Source organism: Pseudomonas sp. FG86 (genome assembly GCF_057808775.1).
Window position 1 is genome coordinate 123,441 of record NZ_JBMDIS010000001.1, and the last position, 20,251, is coordinate 143,691.

15 protein-coding genes are annotated in these 20,251 nt (G+C 63.9%); 11 read left to right on the plus strand and 4 right to left on the minus strand.

Features of this window, described 5'->3' with window-relative positions; all coding sequences use genetic code 11:
• Positions 1 to 83 precede the first annotated feature (83 nt).
• The 4 genes from ACODSV_RS00520 to tssA form a co-directional block, all read right to left on the minus strand.
• The gene (locus tag ACODSV_RS00520) at positions 84 to 572 is read right to left on the minus strand and encodes an Hcp family type VI secretion system effector (protein WP_024078132.1); all 489 of its coding nucleotides are present in this window, start codon (positions 570 to 572) and stop codon (positions 84 to 86) included.
• 171 nt (positions 573 to 743) lie between these two features.
• A complete protein-coding gene (gene tssC / locus ACODSV_RS00525) occupies positions 744 to 2,240 on the minus strand; it encodes a type VI secretion system contractile sheath large subunit (RefSeq protein ID WP_024078131.1) in 1,497 nt (498 codons plus the stop codon).
• Positions 2,241 to 2,242: 2 nt separating this feature from the next.
• Complete coding sequence (gene tssB / locus ACODSV_RS00530) at positions 2,243 to 2,749, minus strand: type VI secretion system contractile sheath small subunit (protein ID WP_003213340.1); 507 nt, start codon at positions 2,747 to 2,749, stop codon at positions 2,243 to 2,245.
• 54 nt (positions 2,750 to 2,803) lie between these two features.
• Complete coding sequence (gene tssA / locus ACODSV_RS00535) at positions 2,804 to 3,823, minus strand: type VI secretion system protein TssA (RefSeq protein ID WP_150054569.1); 1,020 nt, start codon at positions 3,821 to 3,823, stop codon at positions 2,804 to 2,806.
• Between the two features lie 394 nt (positions 3,824 to 4,217).
• Between tssA and tagH the strand changes: the two genes are divergently transcribed.
• From tagH to ACODSV_RS00590, 11 genes are read left to right on the plus strand one after another with little or no spacing between them, the layout of a single operon-like run.
• Positions 4,218 to 5,573: a type VI secretion system-associated FHA domain protein TagH gene (tagH, locus tag ACODSV_RS00540; protein ID WP_150095311.1), complete on the plus strand. Its 1,356-nt coding sequence runs from the start codon at positions 4,218 to 4,220 to the stop codon at positions 5,571 to 5,573.
• A gap of 51 nt (positions 5,574 to 5,624) precedes the next feature.
• Positions 5,625 to 6,134: a type VI secretion system lipoprotein TssJ gene (gene tssJ / locus ACODSV_RS00545; RefSeq protein WP_024078128.1), complete on the plus strand. Its 510-nt coding sequence runs from the start codon at positions 5,625 to 5,627 to the stop codon at positions 6,132 to 6,134.
• 18 nt (positions 6,135 to 6,152) lie between these two features.
• Positions 6,153 to 7,487, plus strand: a complete 1,335-nt coding sequence (gene tssK, locus ACODSV_RS00550) for a type VI secretion system baseplate subunit TssK (RefSeq protein ID WP_024078127.1) — start codon at positions 6,153 to 6,155, stop codon at positions 7,485 to 7,487.
• A 6-nt stretch (positions 7,488 to 7,493) separates the two neighbouring features.
• Positions 7,494 to 8,783: a DotU family type VI secretion system protein gene (locus ACODSV_RS00555; RefSeq protein ID WP_024078126.1), complete on the plus strand. Its 1,290-nt coding sequence runs from the start codon at positions 7,494 to 7,496 to the stop codon at positions 8,781 to 8,783.
• Positions 8,780 to 12,280: a type VI secretion system membrane subunit TssM gene (gene tssM, locus ACODSV_RS00560; protein ID WP_150055040.1), complete on the plus strand. Its 3,501-nt coding sequence runs from the start codon at positions 8,780 to 8,782 to the stop codon at positions 12,278 to 12,280. The genes ACODSV_RS00555 and tssM overlap by 4 nt, the downstream gene beginning before the upstream one ends.
• Positions 12,277 to 12,930 carry a type VI secretion system-associated protein TagF gene (gene tagF / locus ACODSV_RS00565; protein WP_024078124.1) on the plus strand — a complete coding sequence of 218 codons (654 nt, stop codon included), beginning with the start codon at positions 12,277 to 12,279 and terminating at the stop codon, positions 12,928 to 12,930. Before tssM ends, tagF begins: the two co-directional genes overlap by 4 nt.
• Positions 12,931 to 13,650, plus strand: coding sequence for a PP2C family protein-serine/threonine phosphatase (locus ACODSV_RS00570; RefSeq protein ID WP_024078123.1), 720 nt, complete (start codon positions 12,931 to 12,933; stop codon positions 13,648 to 13,650).
• A complete protein-coding gene (locus ACODSV_RS00575) occupies positions 13,647 to 16,658 on the plus strand; it encodes a serine/threonine-protein kinase (RefSeq protein WP_102624897.1) in 3,012 nt (1,003 codons plus the stop codon). Before ACODSV_RS00570 ends, ACODSV_RS00575 begins: the two co-directional genes overlap by 4 nt.
• Complete coding sequence (locus ACODSV_RS00580; RefSeq protein ID WP_069077355.1) at positions 16,658 to 17,362, plus strand: ABC transporter ATP-binding protein; 705 nt, start codon at positions 16,658 to 16,660, stop codon at positions 17,360 to 17,362. The genes ACODSV_RS00575 and ACODSV_RS00580 overlap by 1 nt, the downstream gene beginning before the upstream one ends.
• Positions 17,362 to 18,546 carry an ABC transporter permease family protein gene (locus tag ACODSV_RS00585; RefSeq protein ID WP_150055039.1) on the plus strand — a complete coding sequence of 395 codons (1,185 nt, stop codon included), beginning with the start codon at positions 17,362 to 17,364 and terminating at the stop codon, positions 18,544 to 18,546. The genes ACODSV_RS00580 and ACODSV_RS00585 overlap by 1 nt, the downstream gene beginning before the upstream one ends.
• Positions 18,539 to 20,248, plus strand: a complete 1,710-nt coding sequence (locus ACODSV_RS00590; protein WP_150095310.1) for a formylglycine-generating enzyme family protein — start codon at positions 18,539 to 18,541, stop codon at positions 20,246 to 20,248. The genes ACODSV_RS00585 and ACODSV_RS00590 overlap by 8 nt, the downstream gene beginning before the upstream one ends.
• Positions 20,249 to 20,251 lie beyond the last annotated feature (3 nt).

Here is a 20,251-nt window from a genome sequence, read left to right on the forward strand (position 1 = left end):
CCACGGACGGGTTGTGAGAGGGACGCTCGTTCAGAGGGGCAGGGGCTTGTGGCCGGGGCGCAAACCCACGGCCACAAAGGCTATCAGCGCTTGGTGTTGGAACGGATGTTCCAGCCAAACTTGATCGCGCCGCCGTCTTTGGTGCCGTCGGCTTTCTGCGGCTGGTAGTCGACCATCACTTGGGCGAAGTTCAGGGTGACGTTTTCAGTCAGGCGGTCATCGCTGCCCGAACCGCCGGTGCTCAGGGACGTGACCAGCACTTCTTCCAGGTTGATGATCATGTACTCGACCTGGCTTTCGCCACCGGCCTTGCGCACGGTCAGCTTGACCTTGTCGATGTGCTTGCCGCTGGCGCAGTGCATCATCAGGTTCGGCGACGCCTTGTCGACGTACTTGGTCAGCGACAGGTCCTGGATATTCACCTTGCCCGCGCCGCCGCCACCGCCGACGTGCATGTTGCCGGACTGGGACATGCCCCAGCTCCAGTTCAGCACGTCGATCTCGTCCTTGTGGGCCTTGTCCATGGACTCGCCCTTGATGTCGCCGATCTTGATGAAAATATCAACAGCCATGTTTTCTCCCTGTGTGGCTCTTGCCACTGAATTTGGGTAACTCCAAATGGGCAGTGCCTTTGTGTGGGAGGGGGCTTGCCCCCGATGCAGGCACCTCGGTGTGTCAGTCACAACCCAGTGATGCTATCGGGGGCAAGCCCCCTCCCACAGAAGAGCTAGCTCATCCGTGGTTTACGCGCTTTTCGCCGAAGGCAGCTTCGATACCAGGCGCAGCGACACGGTCAGCCCTTCGAGCTGGTAGTGCGGGCGCAGGTAGAACTTGGAGTTGTAGTAACCCGGGTTGCCTTCGACGTCCTCCACGATCACTTCAGCGGCAGCGAGCGGGTGCTGGGCCTTGGTGGTTTCGGTGGAGTGCGCCGGGTCGCCGTCGACGTAGTTGAGGATCCAGTCCTGCAACCAGCGCTGCATCTCGTCCTTCTCTTTGAAGGAACCGATCTTGTCGCGCACGATGCACTTCAAGTAGTGAGCGAAACGGCAGGTGGCGAACAGGTACGGCAGGCGCGCGGCCAGGTTGGCGTTGGCGGTGGCGTCCGGGTCGTCGTATTCGGCCGGTTTCTGCAACGACTGCGCACCGATGAACGCGGCGAAGTCGGTGTTTTTCTTGTGCAGCAGCGGCATGAAACCGTTCTTCGCCAGTTCCGCTTCACGGCGGTCGCTGATGGCGATTTCGGTCGGGCACTTCATGTCCACGCCACCGTCATCGGTAGGGAACGTGTGGGCCGGCAGGTTTTCCACTTCACCGCCAGACTCCACGCCACGGATGCGCGAGCACCAGCCGTAGTGCTTGAACGAACGGTTGATGTTCACCGCCATCGCATAGGCCGCGTTGGCCCAGGTGTACTTGGAGCTGTCGGCGCCGTCGGTGTTTTCTTCGAAAGCGAAGGCTTCCACCGGGTCGGTCTTGGCGCCATACGGCAGGCGCGCCAGGAAGCGCGGCATGGTCAGGCCGATGTAGCGCGAGTCTTCCGATTCACGCAGCGAGCGCCAGCCGGCGTATTCCGGGGTGGTGAAGATCTTGGTCAGGTCGCGCGGGTTCGACAGTTCCTGCCACGAGCCCATGCCCATCACGGTCGGCGAAGCCGCAGCGATGAACGGGGCGTGCATGGCGGCGCAGACTTTCGACAGCTCGCCCAGCAGCTCGACATCGGGTGGCGACTGGTCGAAGTAGTAGTCGCCTACCAGGCAACCGTACGGTTCGCCGCCGAACTGGCCGTATTCTTCTTCGTACATCTTCTTGAAGATCGGGCTCTGGTCCCAGGCCGTGCCCTTGAATTTCTTCAGGGTCTTGTGCAGGTCCGGCTTGGAGATGTTGAGCACGCGAATCTTGAGCTGCTCATCGCTCTCGGTGTTGTTGACCAGGTAGTGCAGGCCACGCCAGGCGCTTTCCAGCTGTTGGAAATCCGGGTGGTGGATGATCTGGTTGACCTGGGCGGTGAGCTTGGCGTCGATGGCGGCGATGATCGATTCGATCGACTTGATCGCGTCGTTGGACACCAGGTCGGTTTGCGCCAGGGCCTGTTCGGCCAGGGTGCGCACGGCGGTTTCCACGGCTTCGCGGGCACGCTCGGTCTTAGGCTTGAATTCCTGCATCAACAAGGATGCGAACTCGCTGGTTTCCTCAATTGCACCCAGGCTCTGGGCGCCTTCGCGGGCGGTATTGTCAGTCATGATTACTGCTCCCCTGCAGGCTTAGGCGCGCTGGCAAGTGCCTGAAGCAGTGCCGGGTCCTTGATCGCCTTCATGATGATTTCTTCAGCGCCAGTCTTGCCGTCCATGTAGGTCAGCAGGTTGGCCAGTTGGGTGCGGGCTTCGAGCAGTTGCTTGAGCGAGTCGACCTTGCGGGCCACGGCGGCCGGGCTGAAGTCGTCCATGCTTTCGAAGGTGATATCCAGGCTCAGGTTGCCTTCACCGGTCAGCTCGTTGGGTACGTGGAACGCCACGCGTGGCTGCATGGCCTTGAGGCGCGAGTCGAAGTTATCGACATCCACTTCAAGGAACTTGCGGTCGGCCACAGGCGCCAGAGGCTCGGCAGGCTTGCCGGCGAGGTCGGCCATCACACCCATCACGAAGGGCAGCTGGACCTTTTTCTCGGCGCCGTAGAGCTCGACGTCGTACTCGATCTGCACTCGAGGCGCGCGGTTGCGCGCGATGAATTTCTGAGAACTTTGCTTCGCCACGTTGCTGCTCCTGGTCGCTTGAGCGACGGTGTTGTTACTGCACAGCCGGGCGGTTTACTCGCCGTCCGGGCCGCGCAGGTTTTCAAATTGGGACATGCCATCGGGAATCAGGTTGCGCACGATGGCCGCGAAGTCGGCGTGCACCAGATGTTTGGCCCGGTTCAACAACACCGGCAGCGGGCTCGAAGGCTCATGCCGGGTGTAGTACGCAAGGATCTTGTCGAGGCTGCGCAGCACGTCGTCGCGGTTGGCGATGTCGCCAGTGGGGCGAGGTGCGGCGGGGGCAGCGGCGAAATCGACCGAGGGGGCATTGTCGTCACTGACGGCCTCGGGTTCGCGGCTGCTTGTAGGGTCGGGTACGGCTTGGTTGAGTATTTGCAACGCCTGCTTGAGCGGCTGCTTCAGCAGGCTGAGGTCCACGCCCTGGGCTGAACCGACCTGGTCGCTGACCTGCTGCTCGATGGCTTCGCAAGCGGCGCGCGCCGTGCTCAAGGCGTCACGGGTGGCCTGCAGTTGTTCGGGATCGCTGTCGAGGAACGCGGCGTTGAGTTGCTGGGCGCCGAGCTGTTCATCGGGGAAATTCATCAGGCCGCTGGCGCTGAGCGCAGCGCGCAGGCTCACGGGGCCGAAGGTGCGCGAGCGCGTGAGGATGCTTTCGCGCAGCAGACGAATGGTTGCGTCGCTGGTCAAGCCGGAGAGGGCGTTGATGCGCACGGTGGGGTCGTTATCGTCGTCGGCATCCAGGCGCGGGTGCAGGTCGGCCCAGTATTCGCGCAGCAACGCATTGATCAGGGTGAGGACTTCCGCCAGCCCGGCCACGCCTTGCAGGGCGAGGGAGCTTTGCAGCAGGAAATGGGTAATGCGCAGGTCTTTGCTGCGTTGCAGCAAATCAAGGCTTTGCTGCTGGATGCTGCGCCACTCCGGCGGTTCAGCGGGCAGGATCGAGTCACCCATGCTGCGCTCGGGCTGGCCCTTGGCATCACGCTCCAGTTGCAAAAATTGCGCGTCATATTCCATGTCTTCACCACATGGCGAAGTCGCGGAAACGGCGGTGAGCAGCAACGGCACATCCACTGAAATCGATCTCCCTATCAGCCCGTTAAATGGCGGGCAATTCATGCATTAGTTGCGCGAGGAACTTTGCATGTTTTCTTGGTCATATAAGCAAGACGCCACTAATGTGCCATCACTGGTATTCAAGAAGTTGTGCATTTTTGGTGTAGTACTTATGCCTTGTCAAGGTAAGCTATTCGCGCTCTGTGACAGATGTGCGGTGTTTAACAACCTGCGCGACTGGTGGGTCGAACGACGCACCGGAACAGGATTTTTGTCATGAAGGCCAGTTAAGATCAGCGATCATGCTGACAAAAGCAGGTTGTGGAAGGTCGATTGCACGACCTGATGGGGATCTCTCGGGAATCGCTGTCCCTTGGATCGACTGCGCGCGAAGTATCAGCAAGGAGGCAAGATGTCGCTGTGTTTGACTATCACTAGTTATCACAAGATTACCCCGGGGCAGTGCTCCGAAAAGTCCATGAACCAGGGCTCGATGGCTATCGGCCGCAGCTCGGATAATGACTGGGTATTGCCCGACCCTGAGCGCTTGGTGTCTTCGCAACACTGCGTTATTCAATACAAAGATGGCCGTTATTATTTAACCGATAACAGTACAAATGGTGTGGAGTTGGTTAACGCCGGTATTCGTATGCGCCGGGGTAATAGCGAGCCGCTGCAGAATGGTGAGTTGATCCGCATCGGCGATTACGAAATCCAGGCACGTATCGATTTCAATGTGCAGGCCGTCGATAGCCAGCCGTTTGCCGGTGATTCACCGAACAGTTTTGAGGCCTTGATGGGCGCGGTGGCGAATAAGCCCGCGCCGACGCCCGTGATTGCGCCGCAGTTCCACGGCGCTTCGTCGATGGATACCCTGCCTGACCTGTTCGACTTCCTCAGCCCCACCGCCGTGCCGCCGCCCACTGTGGCTGACCACGTCCCCAGCGAACAACACGACTTCCGCCCACCTACGCCGGTCGCGGTGCCGCTGGTCGAGAAGCCTGCGGTATCCGGCGCGGTGATTCCCGAAGACTGGGACCTGTTTGGCGATACGCCAGCGCCGTTGACCAGCGCGCCGCCGCCCGCGCCGACACCCCCCCCCGTACCGACACCGCCGCCTGCACCGAGCGTGCCGTCGCCCCCCGTGGTCGAGCCCGTGCTCCCCGTGGCCGATACCCGGCAACCCGACCTCCTGCACGCCTTCCTGCGCGGCGCGGGCCTGGACCAACTGCGCCTGGACAAGGCCGATGCCTGTGCGCAGATGGAAAGCATCGGCCGCAGCTACCGCCTGATGGTCGAGGGCTTGATCGACGTGTTGCGCGCCCGCGCCAGTCTCAAGGGCGAGTTCCGCATGCAGCAGACGATGATCCAACCCGCCGAAAACAATCCGTTGAAATTCGCACCGAACGCCGACGAAGCGTTACTGCTGCTGCTTCGCCATGGCAACCAAGCGTTTATGGCTCCGGATCTCGCCGTGCGTGACAGTTTCGACGATCTGCGCGCCCATCAGTTGGCGGTGATGGCCGGGGTGGAAGCGGCGATCAAACACCTGCTCGGCCGCTTCGAACCGGCACAACTGGAAGAACGCATGGGCAAACCCGGCGGGCTGTCGAGCCTTTTCAACGGTTCGCGCCAGGCCCAGTACTGGCAACAATTCACCGAGCTCTACAGCAATATTTCCCGCGAGGCCCAGGAAGATTTCCAGGACCTGTTCGGCCGCGAATTCAGCCGAGCCTACGAAGAACACAGCGCACGCCAGCGTCGCTGACCCGCAGCACATGGATTAACGGATAGCTAAGTACGTCATTGAGGACGCAGGATGATTCCCAGGTTTTTACTCGCAGTCGCTACCGCGCTGCTGCTGACCGCGTGTGCCAAGGACGCGGCCAAACCCGAAACAGCCGCTGAGGCTGAAGTGGACACCGCCGCCGTCGAGTTGCATTTCCACGCCATTGCCGGGCTTAACCCCGGCGCCAACGGCCAGGCCGCCCCGGTGCGGGTGCGCATTTTCGAACTGAAAAACGCCGCCACCTTCGCCCGCTCCGATTACTTCGCCCTGGCCGACCGTGCGCAATCCACCCTCGGCCTGGACCTGCTGGACCAGGACGAAGTCATGGTGCAACCCGGCCAGCAACTGAGCATCCAGCGCGACCTCGACCCCTCCACGCGCCAGATCGGCTTGCTGGTGGGTTATCGCGAGCTGGACCGCGCGCAATGGCGCACGGTGATCAACGTGCCCGCGCGCCAATACACCGAATACCAGATCAGCCTCGATGTGCGTGCCGTGCGCGCCGACGTCGTGGCTACCCCATCCAGCCCTGCCCAATAAGAAGCAATCGGAGCCCCCATGTCCTGGAACAATCGCGTGGTCTGGTCGGAAGGCATGTTCATCGGAACGCAGCACTTCCAGCAGCATGACCGTTACCTGGAAAACCTGATCGACGCCCGCAGCCGTCCGCTGTCCGCCGGCGCCTGGGGCTTTTCCGAGTTGCTGATCGACCAGGGCCTGCTGGCCCAGGGCAAGCTGGCGATCGTGTCGGCACGCGGCCTGTTGCCCGACGGCACGCCGTTCAATATTCCCCAGGATGACCTCGCGCCGAGCCCGTTGAATATCGACGACAACCTGCGCGACGGCCTGGTCTACCTGGCCTTGCCCCTCAAGCGCGCGGGTGCCCGCGACACCGTCGACGACGGCGAAGACCTTGGCGCCGCGCGTTACGTGAGCCAGGTGCGCGAAGTGCGCGACGACAACGCCCCGTTCGAGAACCGCGCCCCAGTGGCCGTTGGCTCCCGTGCCTTGCGCCTGCTGACCGCGCAGGATGGCATCAGCGATTACGCCGCCATCGGGCTGGTGCGCATCAAGGAAAAACGCGCCGACCGCGCGCTGGTCCTCGACGACACTTATATCCCGCCGGTATTGGACGTGGCCGCGAGCAAACCACTGAGCGCATTTCGCAGTGAGCTGCTTGGCCTGCTGCACCAGCGTGGCGAAGCCCTGGCGGGCCGTGTGGTGGCCTCGGGTGCCGGTGGGGCGTCGGAGATTGCCGACTTCATGCTGTTGCAACTGGTCAACCGTGCCCAACCGCTGATCCAGCATTTCAACCAGTTGAGCCCGCTGCATCCGGAGCGCTTCTTCAGCGAACTGGTCAGCCTGGCCGGTGAGTTTTCCACCTTTTCCACCAGTGGCCGTCGCCCCCAGGAATACCCGCAGTACCAGCACGACGACCTGGCCCTGAGCTTCGCCCCGGTGATGGCGGCGCTGCGCGAAGCGTTGTCGATGCTGATCGACAGCAAGGCCACGCCGATCCCGATCGTGGAGAAAGCCTATGGCATCCATGTGGCCATGCTGGCCGACAAGACCCTGCTCGACAGCGCCAGCTTCATCCTCGTGGTGCGTGCCGATGTGCCCGGCGAAACCCTGCGCGCGCGCTTCGGCCAGCAGAGCAAGGTCGGCTCGGTGGAGCACATCCGTGACCTGGTCAACCTGCAACTGCCGGGCATCAGCCTGCTGCCGTTGCCGGTGGCGCCACGTCAGATTCCCTACCACGCGGGCAGTACCTATTACGAGCTGGACCGCGGCAGCGAGCACTGGCAGCAGTTGGGCAACTCCGGCGGTTTCGCCTTCCATATCGCCGGGCAGTTCCCGGGTTTGAACCTGGCCTTCTGGGCGATCCGAGGATAATTCGCGATGCATCCCAATGATGATGACCGCACCCAGTTCATGCCGCGCCCGGGTGGCCGTGCGCCGGAACCTGTGCGTGCAGAGCCGGCGCCGCTGTCGATGCCGGCGGCACCGATCCTGACCGGCAAAAGCCAGGGGCTTAACCCGCTGGAAAGCGCCGCCGGCCCGCTATTGGCGTTGCTGACACGCCTGCGCAACACCATTGCCCACCCCGCACCGGCCAGTTTGCGTGCGCAGCTGCTGGCCTACCTGCGCCAGTTCGAAGAACGCGCGGAAGCGGCCGGTGTGGCACGCAATGAAGTGCTGCTGGCGCGGTATGCGCTCTGCACCGCCCTCGATGAAGCGGTGTTGAGCACGCCGTGGGGCAGCACCAGTGACTGGGGCAAGCAGAGCCTGTTGATCACCGTGCATAACGAAGCCTGGGGCGGCGAAAAAGTCTTCCAGTTGCTCGACCACTGCCTGCAAAGCCCGCGCGAGCGCCTGTACCTGCTGGAATTGTTGTACCTGTGCATGTGCCTCGGGTTCGAGGGCCGCTACCGCGTGATCAACGACGGTCGCAGCCAGCTGGAAGCCCTGCGTGAGCGCACCGCTGCGGCGATTCGTAGTGCCCGTGGCGACCACGAGCGCGAGTTATCGCCGCACTGGCGCGGCGTCAGCGTCGCGCGGGATCGCCTGGCGCAGTTCATGCCGCCATGGATCGCGGTGGCTATCGGCCTGGCGCTGCTGCTGGCGTTGCTGTTCGGCTTGCGCATGAAGCTGGCATCGGACGCCGAGCCGGTGTTCAAGAACATTCATGCCTTGGGCGAGATCCCGGTGCAGGCCATCGACCGTCCGGTGGCGCAGCCCAAAGTCATCGAGCGGCCACGCCTGGCCGGCTTCCTGGCGGAGGACATCAAGGCGGGTCGTGTGGCAGTAGAAGATCAGGTCGACCGTTCAGTCGTGACCATTCGTGGCGACGAACTCTTTGCGTCCGCCAGCTCCAGCATCGTCGATGACTACCAGCCGCTGATGCTGCGCATCGCCGACGCCATTCGCAAGGTCAAGGGCCAGGTGCGTGTCACCGGGCACAGCGACAACCGCCCGATTGCCACGCTGCGCTTCCCGTCCAACTGGGCGCTGTCCGAAGCGCGGGCCAAGTCGGTGCTGGACATCCTGGCAGCCAAGACCGGCCAAGGCGACCGCTTCAGCGCCGAAGGCCGCAGCGACACCGAGCCGGTGGCCACCAACGCCACCGCCGAAGGCCGTGCCCGCAATCGCCGGGTTGAAATCACCGTATTGGCGGAGGGCGTCGAGTGAAGGCGTTTTTCAGTTTCATGATTCGCTGGGTGATCCCCGTACTGGGCCTGATCGCCCTGAGCCTGATCATCTGGTTTGTGGGGCCGTTGCTCGATGGGCTGGTTCCGGAAGGGCGGCGCTGGGCGCTGATCGTGCTGATCTTTGCGGTGTGGATTGCCTATCGGGTGTTCCGCATCATCCAGGCGCGCCGTCAGGCGGCCGAAGTGATGCGCAGCCTGGCGGCGGAAACCCCGGCCGACCCCAACAGCGTGGCCACCGCCGAAGAATTGTCGAGCTTGCGCCAGCGCATGGACGAAGCCTTGGCCCTGTTGAAAAAGGCCAAGCTAGGTGGTGACGAACGCCGCAATCTCTATGAGCTGCCGTGGTACGTGATCATCGGCCCGCCAGGCTCGGGCAAGACCACTGCGCTGGTCAATTCCGGGCTGCATTTCCCGCTGGCCGCGCAACTGGGCGCCGGTGCGGTGCGTGGTGTCGGCGGCACGCGCAATTGCGACTGGTGGTTTACCGACCAGGCGGTATTGCTCGACACCGCAGGCCGCTATACCACCCAGGACAGCAATTCCACGGTGGATAAAGCCGCCTGGCTGGGCTTTCTCGACCTGCTGAAAAAGCAGCGCTCGCGTCGCCCGATCGATGGTGCCTTTATCGCGATCAGCCTGTCTGACCTGCTGCTGGGCACCGACGCCGAACGCGCCGCCCATGCGGCGGCGATCCGCCTGCGTGTCCAGGAGCTGTACACCCAATTGGGCGTGCGTTTCCCGATCTACCTGATGCTGACCAAGCTCGACCTGGTGCCGGGCTTCATGGAGTTCTTCGACAACCTGAGCAAGGAAGAACGCGCCCAGGTGTGGGGCATGACCTTTGCCCTGGATGACGGCAAGAACAGCGACAGCCCGCTGGCCCACCTGCAAAGCGAATTCGCCGGCCTGGAGCAGCGCCTCAACGAACGCCTGGTGGAACGCCTGCAACAGGAGCGCGACCCGGCGCGGCGCGACCTGATCTACGGTTTCCCGCAACAGTTCGGCGCCCTGAAGGATTGCCTGCAAAGCTTCCTCGAAGGTGTATTCAAGCCCAACGCCTTTGAAGAACGCGTGTTGCTGCGCGGGGTGTACTTCACCAGCGGTACCCAGGAAGGCAGCCCGATTGACCGCCTGATTGGCGCCATGGCCCAGAGCATGAACCTGGACCGCCAGCACCTGGCGCGCCAGAGCGGTACCGGGCGCAGTTACTTCATCGAAAAACTCTTCACCGCCGTGGCTTTTGCCGAACGTGGACTGGTGGGTGTGAACCCGAAAGTTGAGCGCCGGCGCAAGTGGATCGCACGCGGTGTGCTCGCGGCCACCGTGGCCTTGGTGATCGTGGTCAGCAGCTTGTGGTGGGTGAGCTATCGCGCCAACCAGGCGTATATCGCCCAGGTCGATCAGAAGGTAGCGCCCCTGGGCCAGACCGTCCAGAACCTCAGCCCGGCGCAGCGCGAAGTGCTGGCCGTGCTACCGCTGCTCAATGCGGTGAAGAACCTGGCAGGCGATTCGCCCAGCTGGTCCGAGGGCCTTGGGCTGTATCAAGGCGACATGCTGGAAGCCGAGTCCGCCAGCGTCTACCGCAAGCTGCTGATCGCGGTCTTCGCGCCACGCCTGGTGACGCGTATCGAAGAGCAACTGCACGGCGGCGGCAATTCCGACTTCCTTTACGAGGGCCTCAAGGCCTACCTGATGCTCGCCGACACCGAGCATTACGACCCGGACTTCATCAAGGCCTGGATCGCCCTCGATTGGGACCGCAACCTGCCCCGTGACCTGCCCGCCGATCAGCGCCAGGCGCTGGCCGGGCACCTGCAGGCGTTGTTCGAACGGCACCCGCCGAGCGCACGCCTCGATCCGCGTTTGATCGACGACCTGCGTCGCCAGTTGCAACAACTGCCGGTGGCCCAGCGCGTCTACGACCGGGTCAAACGTCAGAAATTGCCTGAAGGCATCCCGGACTTCCGCATCAACGAAGCCGCCGGCCGTGATGCTGCGCTGGTGTTCAGCCGCAAAAGTGGCAAGCCGCTGGGTGAGCCGCTGAGTGGTTTCTTTACCGCTAAGGGCTATCGCCAGGCGTTCCTGCTGAGCAGCCTGAACCAGACCGGTACCCTGGCCGAAGAGCAATGGGTACTGGGCCGTGAGCAGGCCGACCAGCAGAACGTGGTCAGCCTGGCCGCCGATGTGCGTCGCCTGTACTTCCAGGACTACCAGCGCCAGTGGGATGCGTTGCTCGCCGACATCGACTTTGTACCGATCACCAGCGTGGCCCAGGCAGCCGATGTGCTGCGGGTGATTTCCGGACCCACCTCGCCGCTGAAAAAACTGCTGGTGGCGGTGGCCAAGGAAACCGACCTGCAAGCGGAAGAGCGCCAATTGGCCGCCAAGGGTGTACCGGTGGAAGGTGGGGTGGACAAGCTCAAGGAGCGCCTGGGCAGCCTGCTCGGCCAGGAGCAACCGACCGCGAATGCGCCGGCCGCCGCGGATGACCCGGTGACCGCACACTTCGCCGAACTCAACAGCATCGTCAGCAAGAACGAAGGCGAACCGGCTGCCATCGACGGCCTGTTGTCGGACATGAATGCGCTATATGTGCAGGTCAGCGCCATGGTCGGTGCCAGCGGCGACGCCTTGCTGGGTGAGGCGAAGAACCAGGCGGCGGCTGCGGCCACGCGGGTCAGCCTGAATGCCGAGCGCCAGCCCCCTTTGGTGCAAGGCATGGTCAAGTCGGTGGTCAACTCCACCACCAACAGCATGATGGGCGGAGTGCGTAACCAACTGAACGCGGCCTGGGTCAGTGAAGTGGTCAACGTGTATCGCCAGTCCCTGGCAGGGCGCTACCCGATGTCGCCGGGCAGTACGCGTGACGCCACCCTGGATGACTTCGGGCAGTTCTTTGGCGTGGGCGGGGTGATGGACAATTACTTCCGCAAGTACCTGCAGCCGTACGTGGACACCTCGGCGCAGACCTGGCGCTGGCAGCCGGGCGCGGCGCAGAAGCTCGGGATTGCACCGGGCGTGCTGCAAACCTTCCAGCGTGCCGCGACGATCCGCGATGCGTTCTTCCGCTCCGGGGGTACCCAACCCATCGTGCGCTTCGAACTCAAGCCAGTGTCGATGGACCCGAGCATTACCCAGTTCCTGCTTGACCTTGACGGCCAGCAACTGAGCTACGACCACGGCCCGAGCCGCCCGGTGGCGATGCAATGGCCAAACCCCGGCAGCATTGGTGTGGTGCGAATTTCCATCATGCCGCCGTCGGCCAGTGGCCGCTCCGGTGTGACCCTGGATGGCCCGTGGGCTTGGTTCCGCCTGTTGGAGCAATCGGACCTTACCGCCGGCAACTCGCCTGATCGCTTTAACCTGCGCCTGCGTGTGGATGGGGCGAGCATCGCCTACGAGTTGCGCGCCAACAGCGCCTTCAATCCGTTCAAGAGTCGCGTGCTCAGCGGCTTCAGCCTGCCGGAGCGGTTATGACGACGCTGGGTTTCTACGGCAAGTTGGCCAGTCGTGGGGACTTTGTCAGCCGCGCCTTGCCCCAGAGCTTTATTGGCCCATGGGACAGCTGGCTGGCGGCGGGTTTGCTCGCCAGCCAGCAGAGCCTGGGCGCCGAGTGGCTCAACGTGTACCTGGTCAGCCCGCTGTGGCGCTTTGTGTTGGCGCCGGGTGTGTGCGGACCGAACGCGGCGGCGGGCGTGGTGATGCCGAGCATCGATCGGGTGGGGCGGTATTTCCCGCTGGCGGTGGTGGCCTTGCTCGATCACGACACCAACCCGGCGTCCCTGGTGGGCGGTCCGGACACCTGGTTCGAACAGGCCGAAGAGCTGTTGCTCGGCACCCTCGATGCCGACGCTACCTTTGAACGCTTCAACGATGGCCTCGACAGCTTGGGCTTGCCGGCGATTGAGCCGCGAGCGGTCGACAGCCGTTTCGCCGGCCTGCAACGCGTGGCCGCCACCGAGCCCCACCAGCGCATGACCGCGCTCGCCGAACAGGCCTGCGACGGTGCCAGCCTGTGGTGGGGCCGTGGTTCGCAGACGATTTCCCCTGGTTTATTGCGGTGTCAGGGCCTGCCCGCCACCGGCGATTTTGCGCAGTTTTTGCTCGGACAAGAGGGTGTGATGTAGATGGGGGCGACGTATGTATCCGCGAGCAAAAGCCATGTGGGCATGGTCCGCCAGGTCAACGAAGACGCCTGCCTGGACCTGCCGGAAAACCGCCTGTGGGTGGTGGCCGACGGCATGGGCGGGCATGCGGCGGGGGATTACGTCAGCAGCCTGATCGTCGACAGCTTGCGCAGCGTGCCGCTGGGTCGGTCCCTCGAGGAATACTCGGCGGCCTTGCGCAATGACCTGCTCCGTATCAATGCCGCCGTGCGTGAAGAAACCGCCAACCGTGGTGTGACCATGATGGGCAGCACCGTGGTGGTGCTCGCCGCCCGCGGCTTGCGCGGTGTGTGCCTGTGGGCTGGCGACAGTCGCCTGTACCGCCTGCGCGACGGCGTGCTCGAAGGCATCTCCCGCGACCACAGCTACGTGCAGGACCTGCAAGACAGCGGCCTGCTCAGCGAAGCCGACGCGCGCGTGCACCCGCGCGCCAACATCGTCACCCGCGCCATTGGCGTAGAGGCCCAGTTGGAACTGGCGGTGGTCGACCTGTTGATCGCCCCGGGTGACAGCTACCTGCTGTGCAGCGATGGCCTGAACAAGACCGTCGAAGACCATGAGATCCGCGAAGTGCTCAGCCACGACGCGCCGGACGAAATCGTGCGCAGCCTGGTGCACCTGGGGCTTAACCGCGGCGCGCCGGACAACATCACCGCCATCGTCGTGAAGGTATCGGCATGAACATTGTGATTCCGGGCTACGACATCGAAGGCGAGATCGGCGAAGGCGCCATGGCCAGCGTGTACCTGGCGACCCAGCGCTCGCTGGAGCGCAAGGTGGCGTTGAAAGTGATGGCGGCGGCGCTGGCGGCCGACCCGAGTTTTTGCGAACGCTTCCTGCGCGAGGGCAAGACCCTGGCGCGCTTGTCGCACCCGCATACGGTGACCATCCATGACATCGGCAATGTCGGTGAGCTGTATTACATGGCCATGGAGTACCTGCCCAACGGCACGCTCAAGGAGCGCATCGCCGCGGGCCTGACGCCAGAGCAGGGCGTGACGTTGATTCGCCAGATTGCCTCGGCGCTGGGCTATGCGCATGCCCAGGGGTTGGTGCACCGCGACGTCAAGCCGGCGAACATCCTGTTCCGTGCTGACGGCACTGCGGTGTTGTCGGACTTCGGTATCGCCAAGTCCCTGGACGACCGTACCCAGTTCACCCAGGCCGGGTTTGCGGTGGGCACGCCGAGCTACATGAGCCCGGAGCAGGCACGGGGCCAGGAGATCGATGGCCGTGCCGACCTCTACGCCCTGGGCGTGGTGCTGTATGAAATCCTCGTCGGCAAGCTGCCGTATAACGGCACCGATGCGCTGTCCACGGCGCTGGCGCACCTGACCGAACCCTTGCCGGAGTTGCCGGTGCACCATGGCCGTTATCAGGGCGTGCTGCGCAAGCTGTTGGCCAAGGACCCGGCGGAGCGTTTCCCGGATGCGGCGGCGTTGCTGGCGGCACTGGACCAGCTGCCGGCGGACTCGCCAGAGGCCACGCTGGTGCGGCCGTTGCCGATCCCGCTGAGTTTTGATCTGGCGGGCATGACGCCCGTCACCATCGACATCCCGACCGATAAACCCCAGCCGCAACCGGTGCGCCAGCCGGTGGTGACACCGACCCAGCATAACGCCGTGTCCGAGCAGCGCCGTGGGCCGGTGTTGGCACTGGCCGCCGTGGCGGTGGCCGTGGCATTGGCCATTGGTGGCGGCAGCTACTGGTGGTTGAGCGGCCGTGATGAACCGGCCAAGCCGCCGGTTGCCGTCGTGCCGCAGGCCAAGCCGCCTGCGGCGGTAGCCGAAGTGCCACAGGCAACGCCACCTGTGGCGGTGGCTGAAGTGGATGGCGGCCAACGTCCGTTGTTGATGGCCGGCAAGAAGACCCTGTTCCAGCGCGTCCTCAGCAAGCCCGGCGCCAAACTGTCGAATGAGGCCGGCAGCGCGTCGGGCAAGGCCCTGCCGGCGTTCTCCGTGCTCTACGTGTATCAGCGCAAAGACGTCGACGGCAGCCCGTGGGTACGCGTCGGCGCCGCCACCGATGGCCGCAGCGACGGTTGGTTGCCCGCCGCCCAGGTCAGCGACTGGAAGCAAAGCCTGGTGCTCAAGTTCACCGAGCGCTCCGGCCGGGCGCCGGTGATGTTCCTGCGCCAATCCGCCGAAGTGGAAAAGCTGCTGGCTGATCCTGCCGCGGCCAAAGGCGTGTTGGCCAAGGCGCAGAAAAACAGCGAAGACAACGGCCAGGTCCTGGCCTTGGAGCCGGCTGCCAGTGCGGTGCCGCAGAACCAGTTCTACCTGTTGCCGATCTTCGACTCCAAAGAGAGCTTCGACGAAAACGGCCAGCCGGTGCAGTTGCTGAATGTCGCGTCCATCGACCCTGGCAGCAGCGCGGCCGCCAAGCCTGCAACGCCGGTGATGAGCGCCAATGCCGACGCCTTCCGCACCGCCGTGGTGCTGGTGGTCGATACCACCGTTTCCATGCAGCCCTATATCGACCAGGTTCGCGACGTGGTGCACGAACTGCAAACCCGCATTGCCGAGCGTGGCGAACTGGACAGTGTCAGCTTCGGCCTGGTCGGTTTTCGCAACAGCATCAAGAAAACCCCGGGCCTGGAATACGTGGCCAAGACCCTGATCAGCCTTGACCAGGGCCGCGACCCGCAACGCTTCCTCGACATGGCGCGCCAGGTCAAGGCGTCCACGGTGTCCAGCCATTCCTTCAACGAAGATGCGTTTGCCGGGGTGATGCAGGCCGTGGAAGGCATGGACTGGTCCGGCTATGGCGGGCGGATCATCCTGCTGGTCACCGACGCTGGCGCCCTGCGCAAGAACGACCCGTTCGCCGCCACTCAGATGAACGAAGCCGAAGTGCGCCAGGCCGCGCTGGGCAAGCAGATCAAGATCTACGCCCTGCACCTGCGCACCGACGCTGGCAAGAAAACCCACGCCGGCGCCGAGAGCCAATACCGTGTCCTCACCGCCGACGCCAACCCACAGATCGGCGACCTGTACACGCCGGTACCGGGGGGGGATGTGCGCAAGTTGGGTGAGCGGGTCGATGAGATCGGCACGGTGTTCGCCAACCTAGTGCACCAAGTGCGCAGCAACACGCCGCAGCCGGTGCCGTTGCTGAGTGGCGCGCCGAGCCTGGCGGATAAATCCGCGGCGGTCGGCTATGCCATGCACATGGACTTCCTCGGCCGCAAAGCCGCGAGCCAGGCGCCGCAACTGGTCAGCGCCTGGACCGCCGACCGCGACCTGACCAACCCGGCACTGCCGGCGTTCCAGGTGTGTGTGATGTTGACCAAATTGCAGCTCAATGACCTGCAACAGTCGCTGAAACTGATCGTCGATGCCGCGCGCAAAACCCAGACTTCACCCAAGGACTTCTTCCAGGAAATCGCCAGCGCCTCAGCCTATATGAGCCGCGACCCGCAAGCCCTGCGCAAGGGCGGCAACCTGGCCGATGGCGGGATTCTCGGCGAGTACCTGGAAGGCCTGCCGTACCGCAGCAAGTCGCTGAACATGACCCAGGATTTGTGGTTGTCGTTGAGCGTGGCCGAGCAGGAAGACTTTATCGACGAGCTGGATTCGAAGATCCGCCTCTACGAAACCTTCCACAATGACGTGGCCAACTGGGTCCGTTTCGGCGATGCCGAGCCGGGTGATGCGTTGTACCGCGTACCCTTGTCGACGCTGCCGTAATGCTGAACCTGAGTGCGGTGCACAAGAGCCGGGGTGTCGGCAGCCAGCGTTACAGCTTGGTGATCCCGGCGCTGCACCTGCGTGCCGGGGAGCAGTTGGCGATTGTCGGGCCGAGCGGGTGTGGTAAGAGCACCTTGCTGGATCTGCTGGCGCTGGTATTGGCGCCTGATCAGGTGGGCCGGTTCGAATTCAATCAGCAGGACATTGGCGGGCTGTGGCGTGCCGATCAGCAATCCACCCTGGCCGCGCTGCGCAGCCAGCACCTGGGCTATGTGCTGCAAACCGGCGGGCTGCTGGGCTTTCTGGATGTACGCAGCAATATCGCGCTGTCGCGGCAACTGCTGGGGTTGAAGGACGATGGCAGCGTGGCGCGCCTGGCTGAACAGCTGGAGATCAGCGACCAGTTGGCCAAGAAGCCGGCGGCCCTGTCGGTGGGCCAGCGCCAACGCGTGAGCTGCGCGCGCGCTTTGGCCCATGCGCCGCAGTTGGTGCTGGCTGATGAACCCACCGCGTCCCTTGACCCATTGAATGCCGAACGCGTCATGCAGGCGCTGCTGGCCCAGGCCCGCGAGCATCGCGCCGCCTGTGTGATCGCCACCCATGACGAACCCCTGGCCCGCGCCAGCGGCTTGCAGGTGCGGCGCATCAGCTGTCGCCGCGACGCCGACGGCGGCGTCACCGCGACCCTCGGGGAGGCGTGCTGATGCGTATCCCTCTGGTGGCGTCCCTGGCCTGGCAGGATTACCGCAACGATGCCTGGCTGTCGGCCTGCTCGGTGTTGGCGCTGGTGGCGGTGATCGCGCCGTTGCTGGTGTTATTCGGCCTGAAATTTGGACTGGTTAGCAGTTTGACCGAACGTTTGGAGACCGATCCGGCCACCCGTGAAATTATTCCGTTGGGCGGTGGTCGATTCAGCAGCGCATTTGTCGAACAGCTCGGCCAGCGCAGCGATGTGGCGTTCGCCTTACCACGCACGCGGCAGATTGCGGCGACGGCGCAGGTCGGCGCGCTGACCTTGGAAATGCTGCCGACGGCTGCGAGTGACCCGTTGTTGAGCGGCCTGCCGATGCCCACGGGCCTGGACCAGATCGTGCTGAGCCACACCGCTGCCGAGAAGCTCGCGGCACGGCCGGGGGATTGGTTGGAGACCAGTTTTGCGCGGCAAGTGGCGGGACGTGTAGAAGCCCAGCGCACACGCTTGCAGGTACTGGCGGTGCTGCCGCTGGAAGCCTTCGCGCGTGATGGGTTGTTTGCCGATTTGAGATTGTTGGAAGCGGCGGAAGATTACCGCGATGGCCGTGCGGTACCGGCGTTGGGTTGGGCCGGTGATGAGGTGGCTGTGAGCGAGCAGCGGGTATACCCGGCATTTCGCCTGTATGCGCGCAGCCTCACCGATGTGGAACCGCTGCGGGTGTATTTCGCCGCGCAGAATCTGCTGGTGTCGACCCAGGCGCAGACCATCGCCCAGGTGCAGTCGTTGAGCCGCAACCTGTCGATCGTGTTCTGGATCATCGCCGGGTTGGCCTTGGCGGGGGCGTTTGCGGCGATCTTCGCCGGGGCGCTGGCCGCCGTGGCGCGCAAGCGCCGGGAATTGTCGGTGTTGCGCCTGTTGGGTTTTTCCACCGGCGCACTGTTGCTGTTTGTGGTGGTGCAGGCGCTGTACAGCGCAGGGTTTGCCGCCTTGCTCAGTGCCGGGCTGTATGGCCTGGCCGAGACAGCGGTGAATAAGTTATTCGTGCAGGTGCCGGGCGAATACGCCAGCCACCTGCTGGCGCGTCACTACGGCCTGGCCCTGGTTGCAGTCCTCGGCGTCAGCGCCGTGGCGGCGGCCTGTGGCGGTTGGCGAGTGGCGCGTATCCAGGCTTCTGAAGGAATCAGAGATGTATAAGTTACTGGGCGCCTGTGTGGCGCTGACCTTGGCTTCGATGGCCTGGGCCGATGAAGCGAGTGACAAGCTCGACAACCCCAAGCCGTTGCCCGACGACGTCAGCCTGCCGTTGCCGTGCGAAGGCAATATGGTGTTCCGCTACGCCTACGTATTGGCTCAGGGCACCCTGGACGACCGCGAGATCAGCCTTGGTTACCCGTTTGCCGAAGGCGAGGCGGGCTATCAGCAGTCGTTTATCTCCGGCTATCGCCGCGACTTCATCAACGGCCAATTCACCCTCAAGGACTTGCCGAAAGACTGGAACAAAGTCATCGCACCGTTGATGCCCAAGACCGACGCCAAGACCCCGCTCAAGCCGATGCTGTACTTCATCGGCAAGTACGAAGTGACCGCGCGCCAATATGCCCAGGTGATGTCCCAGGCGCAGTCGCTGGCCAGTGGCGAGCCCGCGCCGGCCTGCGATGCGCCCACCGGCATGGCCGCGCGTTTGCCCAAGGTGAAACTGTCGCGCTTTGAGGCCGAGCGTTTCTCGGCGGTGTACAGCGCCTGGCTGATGAAATACCACCGCGACTTGCTACCGGTCAGCGGGCGCGGTTCGTCGGCAGAAGAGGGCGGCCTGGGCTTTGTACGCCTGCCCACCGAAGTGGAATGGGAGTTCGCGGCCCGCGGTGGCCATGCGGTCAGCCGCCAGGACCTGGAAGGGCGCCTGTTCCCGCGCCGCGTCGAAGGCAGCGAGAGCGACGGCCCGCTCGGCGATTACGCGGTGTTCAACCAGGTCGCCGGTGGCACCGGCCAGGCCGCGCGCCTGATGCCCATCGGCACCAAATTGCCCAACCCGATCGGCATGTTCGACGTGATCGGTAACGCCGCGGAAATGGTCCAGGAATCTTTCCAACTGGTACACGCCGGACGCCGCCAGGGCACCTACGGCGGCTTTGTGGTCAAGGGCGGCAACTACCTGGAAGGCGAGGGCACGCTGTTTACCGGCATGCGCCGCGAATACCCGTTGTTCGCCGCCGACGGCACCGAACAAAGCAATGAGACCACCGGTTTCCGCGTGGCGGTTGGTGCGTTGTCGGCACCGCGCTCACGCTACAAGGAGTTGTTCGCCCAGTGGCAGAAAGAGGGCCGCCTGGCCTCGTTGACCGACGCCATTGACGATGCCCAGGACCCGACCAAGCGCCTGGACAGCATCATCGCCGCCAGCGTCGACCCCAAGTTGCAGGCCGAGCTGGGGCTGGTCAACGAAGAGCTCAAGCGCAATGTCTCGCTGATCGCCCAGCAACGCGAAGAGGCGGCGGGCAACCTGATTCAGTCGGCGGCATTGGTGGCCGAGACCATCAGCAACTACAACATCCGCCTGGCCAACCTGCAGAAGAGTCGCCAGCAGGCCCTGGACAATAAGGACGAGGCCAGCGCGGCGCTGTTTGCCACGGCCATCGACAACGGGCGCAGCGCCCTCGATGGCGCGGTGGCGATCTATATCGACAACCTGGCCACCGGCACGCGCTACACCGACGCGGTGATCCAGGCGCAGTTTCAACGCATCAAGGAAGAGTTGGATCGCAAGCCAGTGCTCGGCAAGAGCCTGGTGACGCGCGCGACACTGTTCGTCCGCCATGTCGGCAACTACCGCAAGCAACAGCGGGCCGACCCGGCGACGATCTTGAAGGAATTGCTCGCAGCGAGCGGTCAGCGATGATCG

Excerpts from the sequence above, each read along its gene's own strand:
- ACODSV_RS00520 (WP_024078132.1), bottom strand. The coding sequence starts at position 572 with ATGGCTGTTGATATTTTCATCAAGATCGGCGACATCAAGGGCGAGTCC.
- tssC (WP_024078131.1), bottom strand. The coding sequence starts at position 2,240 with ATGACTGACAATACCGCCCGCGAAGGCGCCCAGAGCCTGGGTGCAATT.
- tagH (WP_150095311.1), top strand. The coding sequence starts at position 4,218 with ATGTCGCTGTGTTTGACTATCACTAGTTATCACAAGATTACCCCGGGG.
- tssJ (WP_024078128.1), top strand. The coding sequence starts at position 5,625 with ATGATTCCCAGGTTTTTACTCGCAGTCGCTACCGCGCTGCTGCTGACC.
- tssK (WP_024078127.1), top strand. The coding sequence starts at position 6,153 with ATGTCCTGGAACAATCGCGTGGTCTGGTCGGAAGGCATGTTCATCGGA.
- ACODSV_RS00555 (WP_024078126.1), top strand. The coding sequence starts at position 7,494 with ATGCATCCCAATGATGATGACCGCACCCAGTTCATGCCGCGCCCGGGT.
- tagF (WP_024078124.1), top strand. The coding sequence starts at position 12,277 with ATGACGACGCTGGGTTTCTACGGCAAGTTGGCCAGTCGTGGGGACTTT.
- ACODSV_RS00570 (WP_024078123.1), top strand. The coding sequence starts at position 12,931 with ATGGGGGCGACGTATGTATCCGCGAGCAAAAGCCATGTGGGCATGGTC.
- ACODSV_RS00575 (WP_102624897.1), top strand. The coding sequence starts at position 13,647 with ATGAACATTGTGATTCCGGGCTACGACATCGAAGGCGAGATCGGCGAA.
- ACODSV_RS00580 (WP_069077355.1), top strand. The coding sequence starts at position 16,658 with ATGCTGAACCTGAGTGCGGTGCACAAGAGCCGGGGTGTCGGCAGCCAG.
- ACODSV_RS00585 (WP_150055039.1), top strand. The coding sequence starts at position 17,362 with ATGCGTATCCCTCTGGTGGCGTCCCTGGCCTGGCAGGATTACCGCAAC.
- ACODSV_RS00590 (WP_150095310.1), top strand. The coding sequence starts at position 18,539 with ATGTATAAGTTACTGGGCGCCTGTGTGGCGCTGACCTTGGCTTCGATG.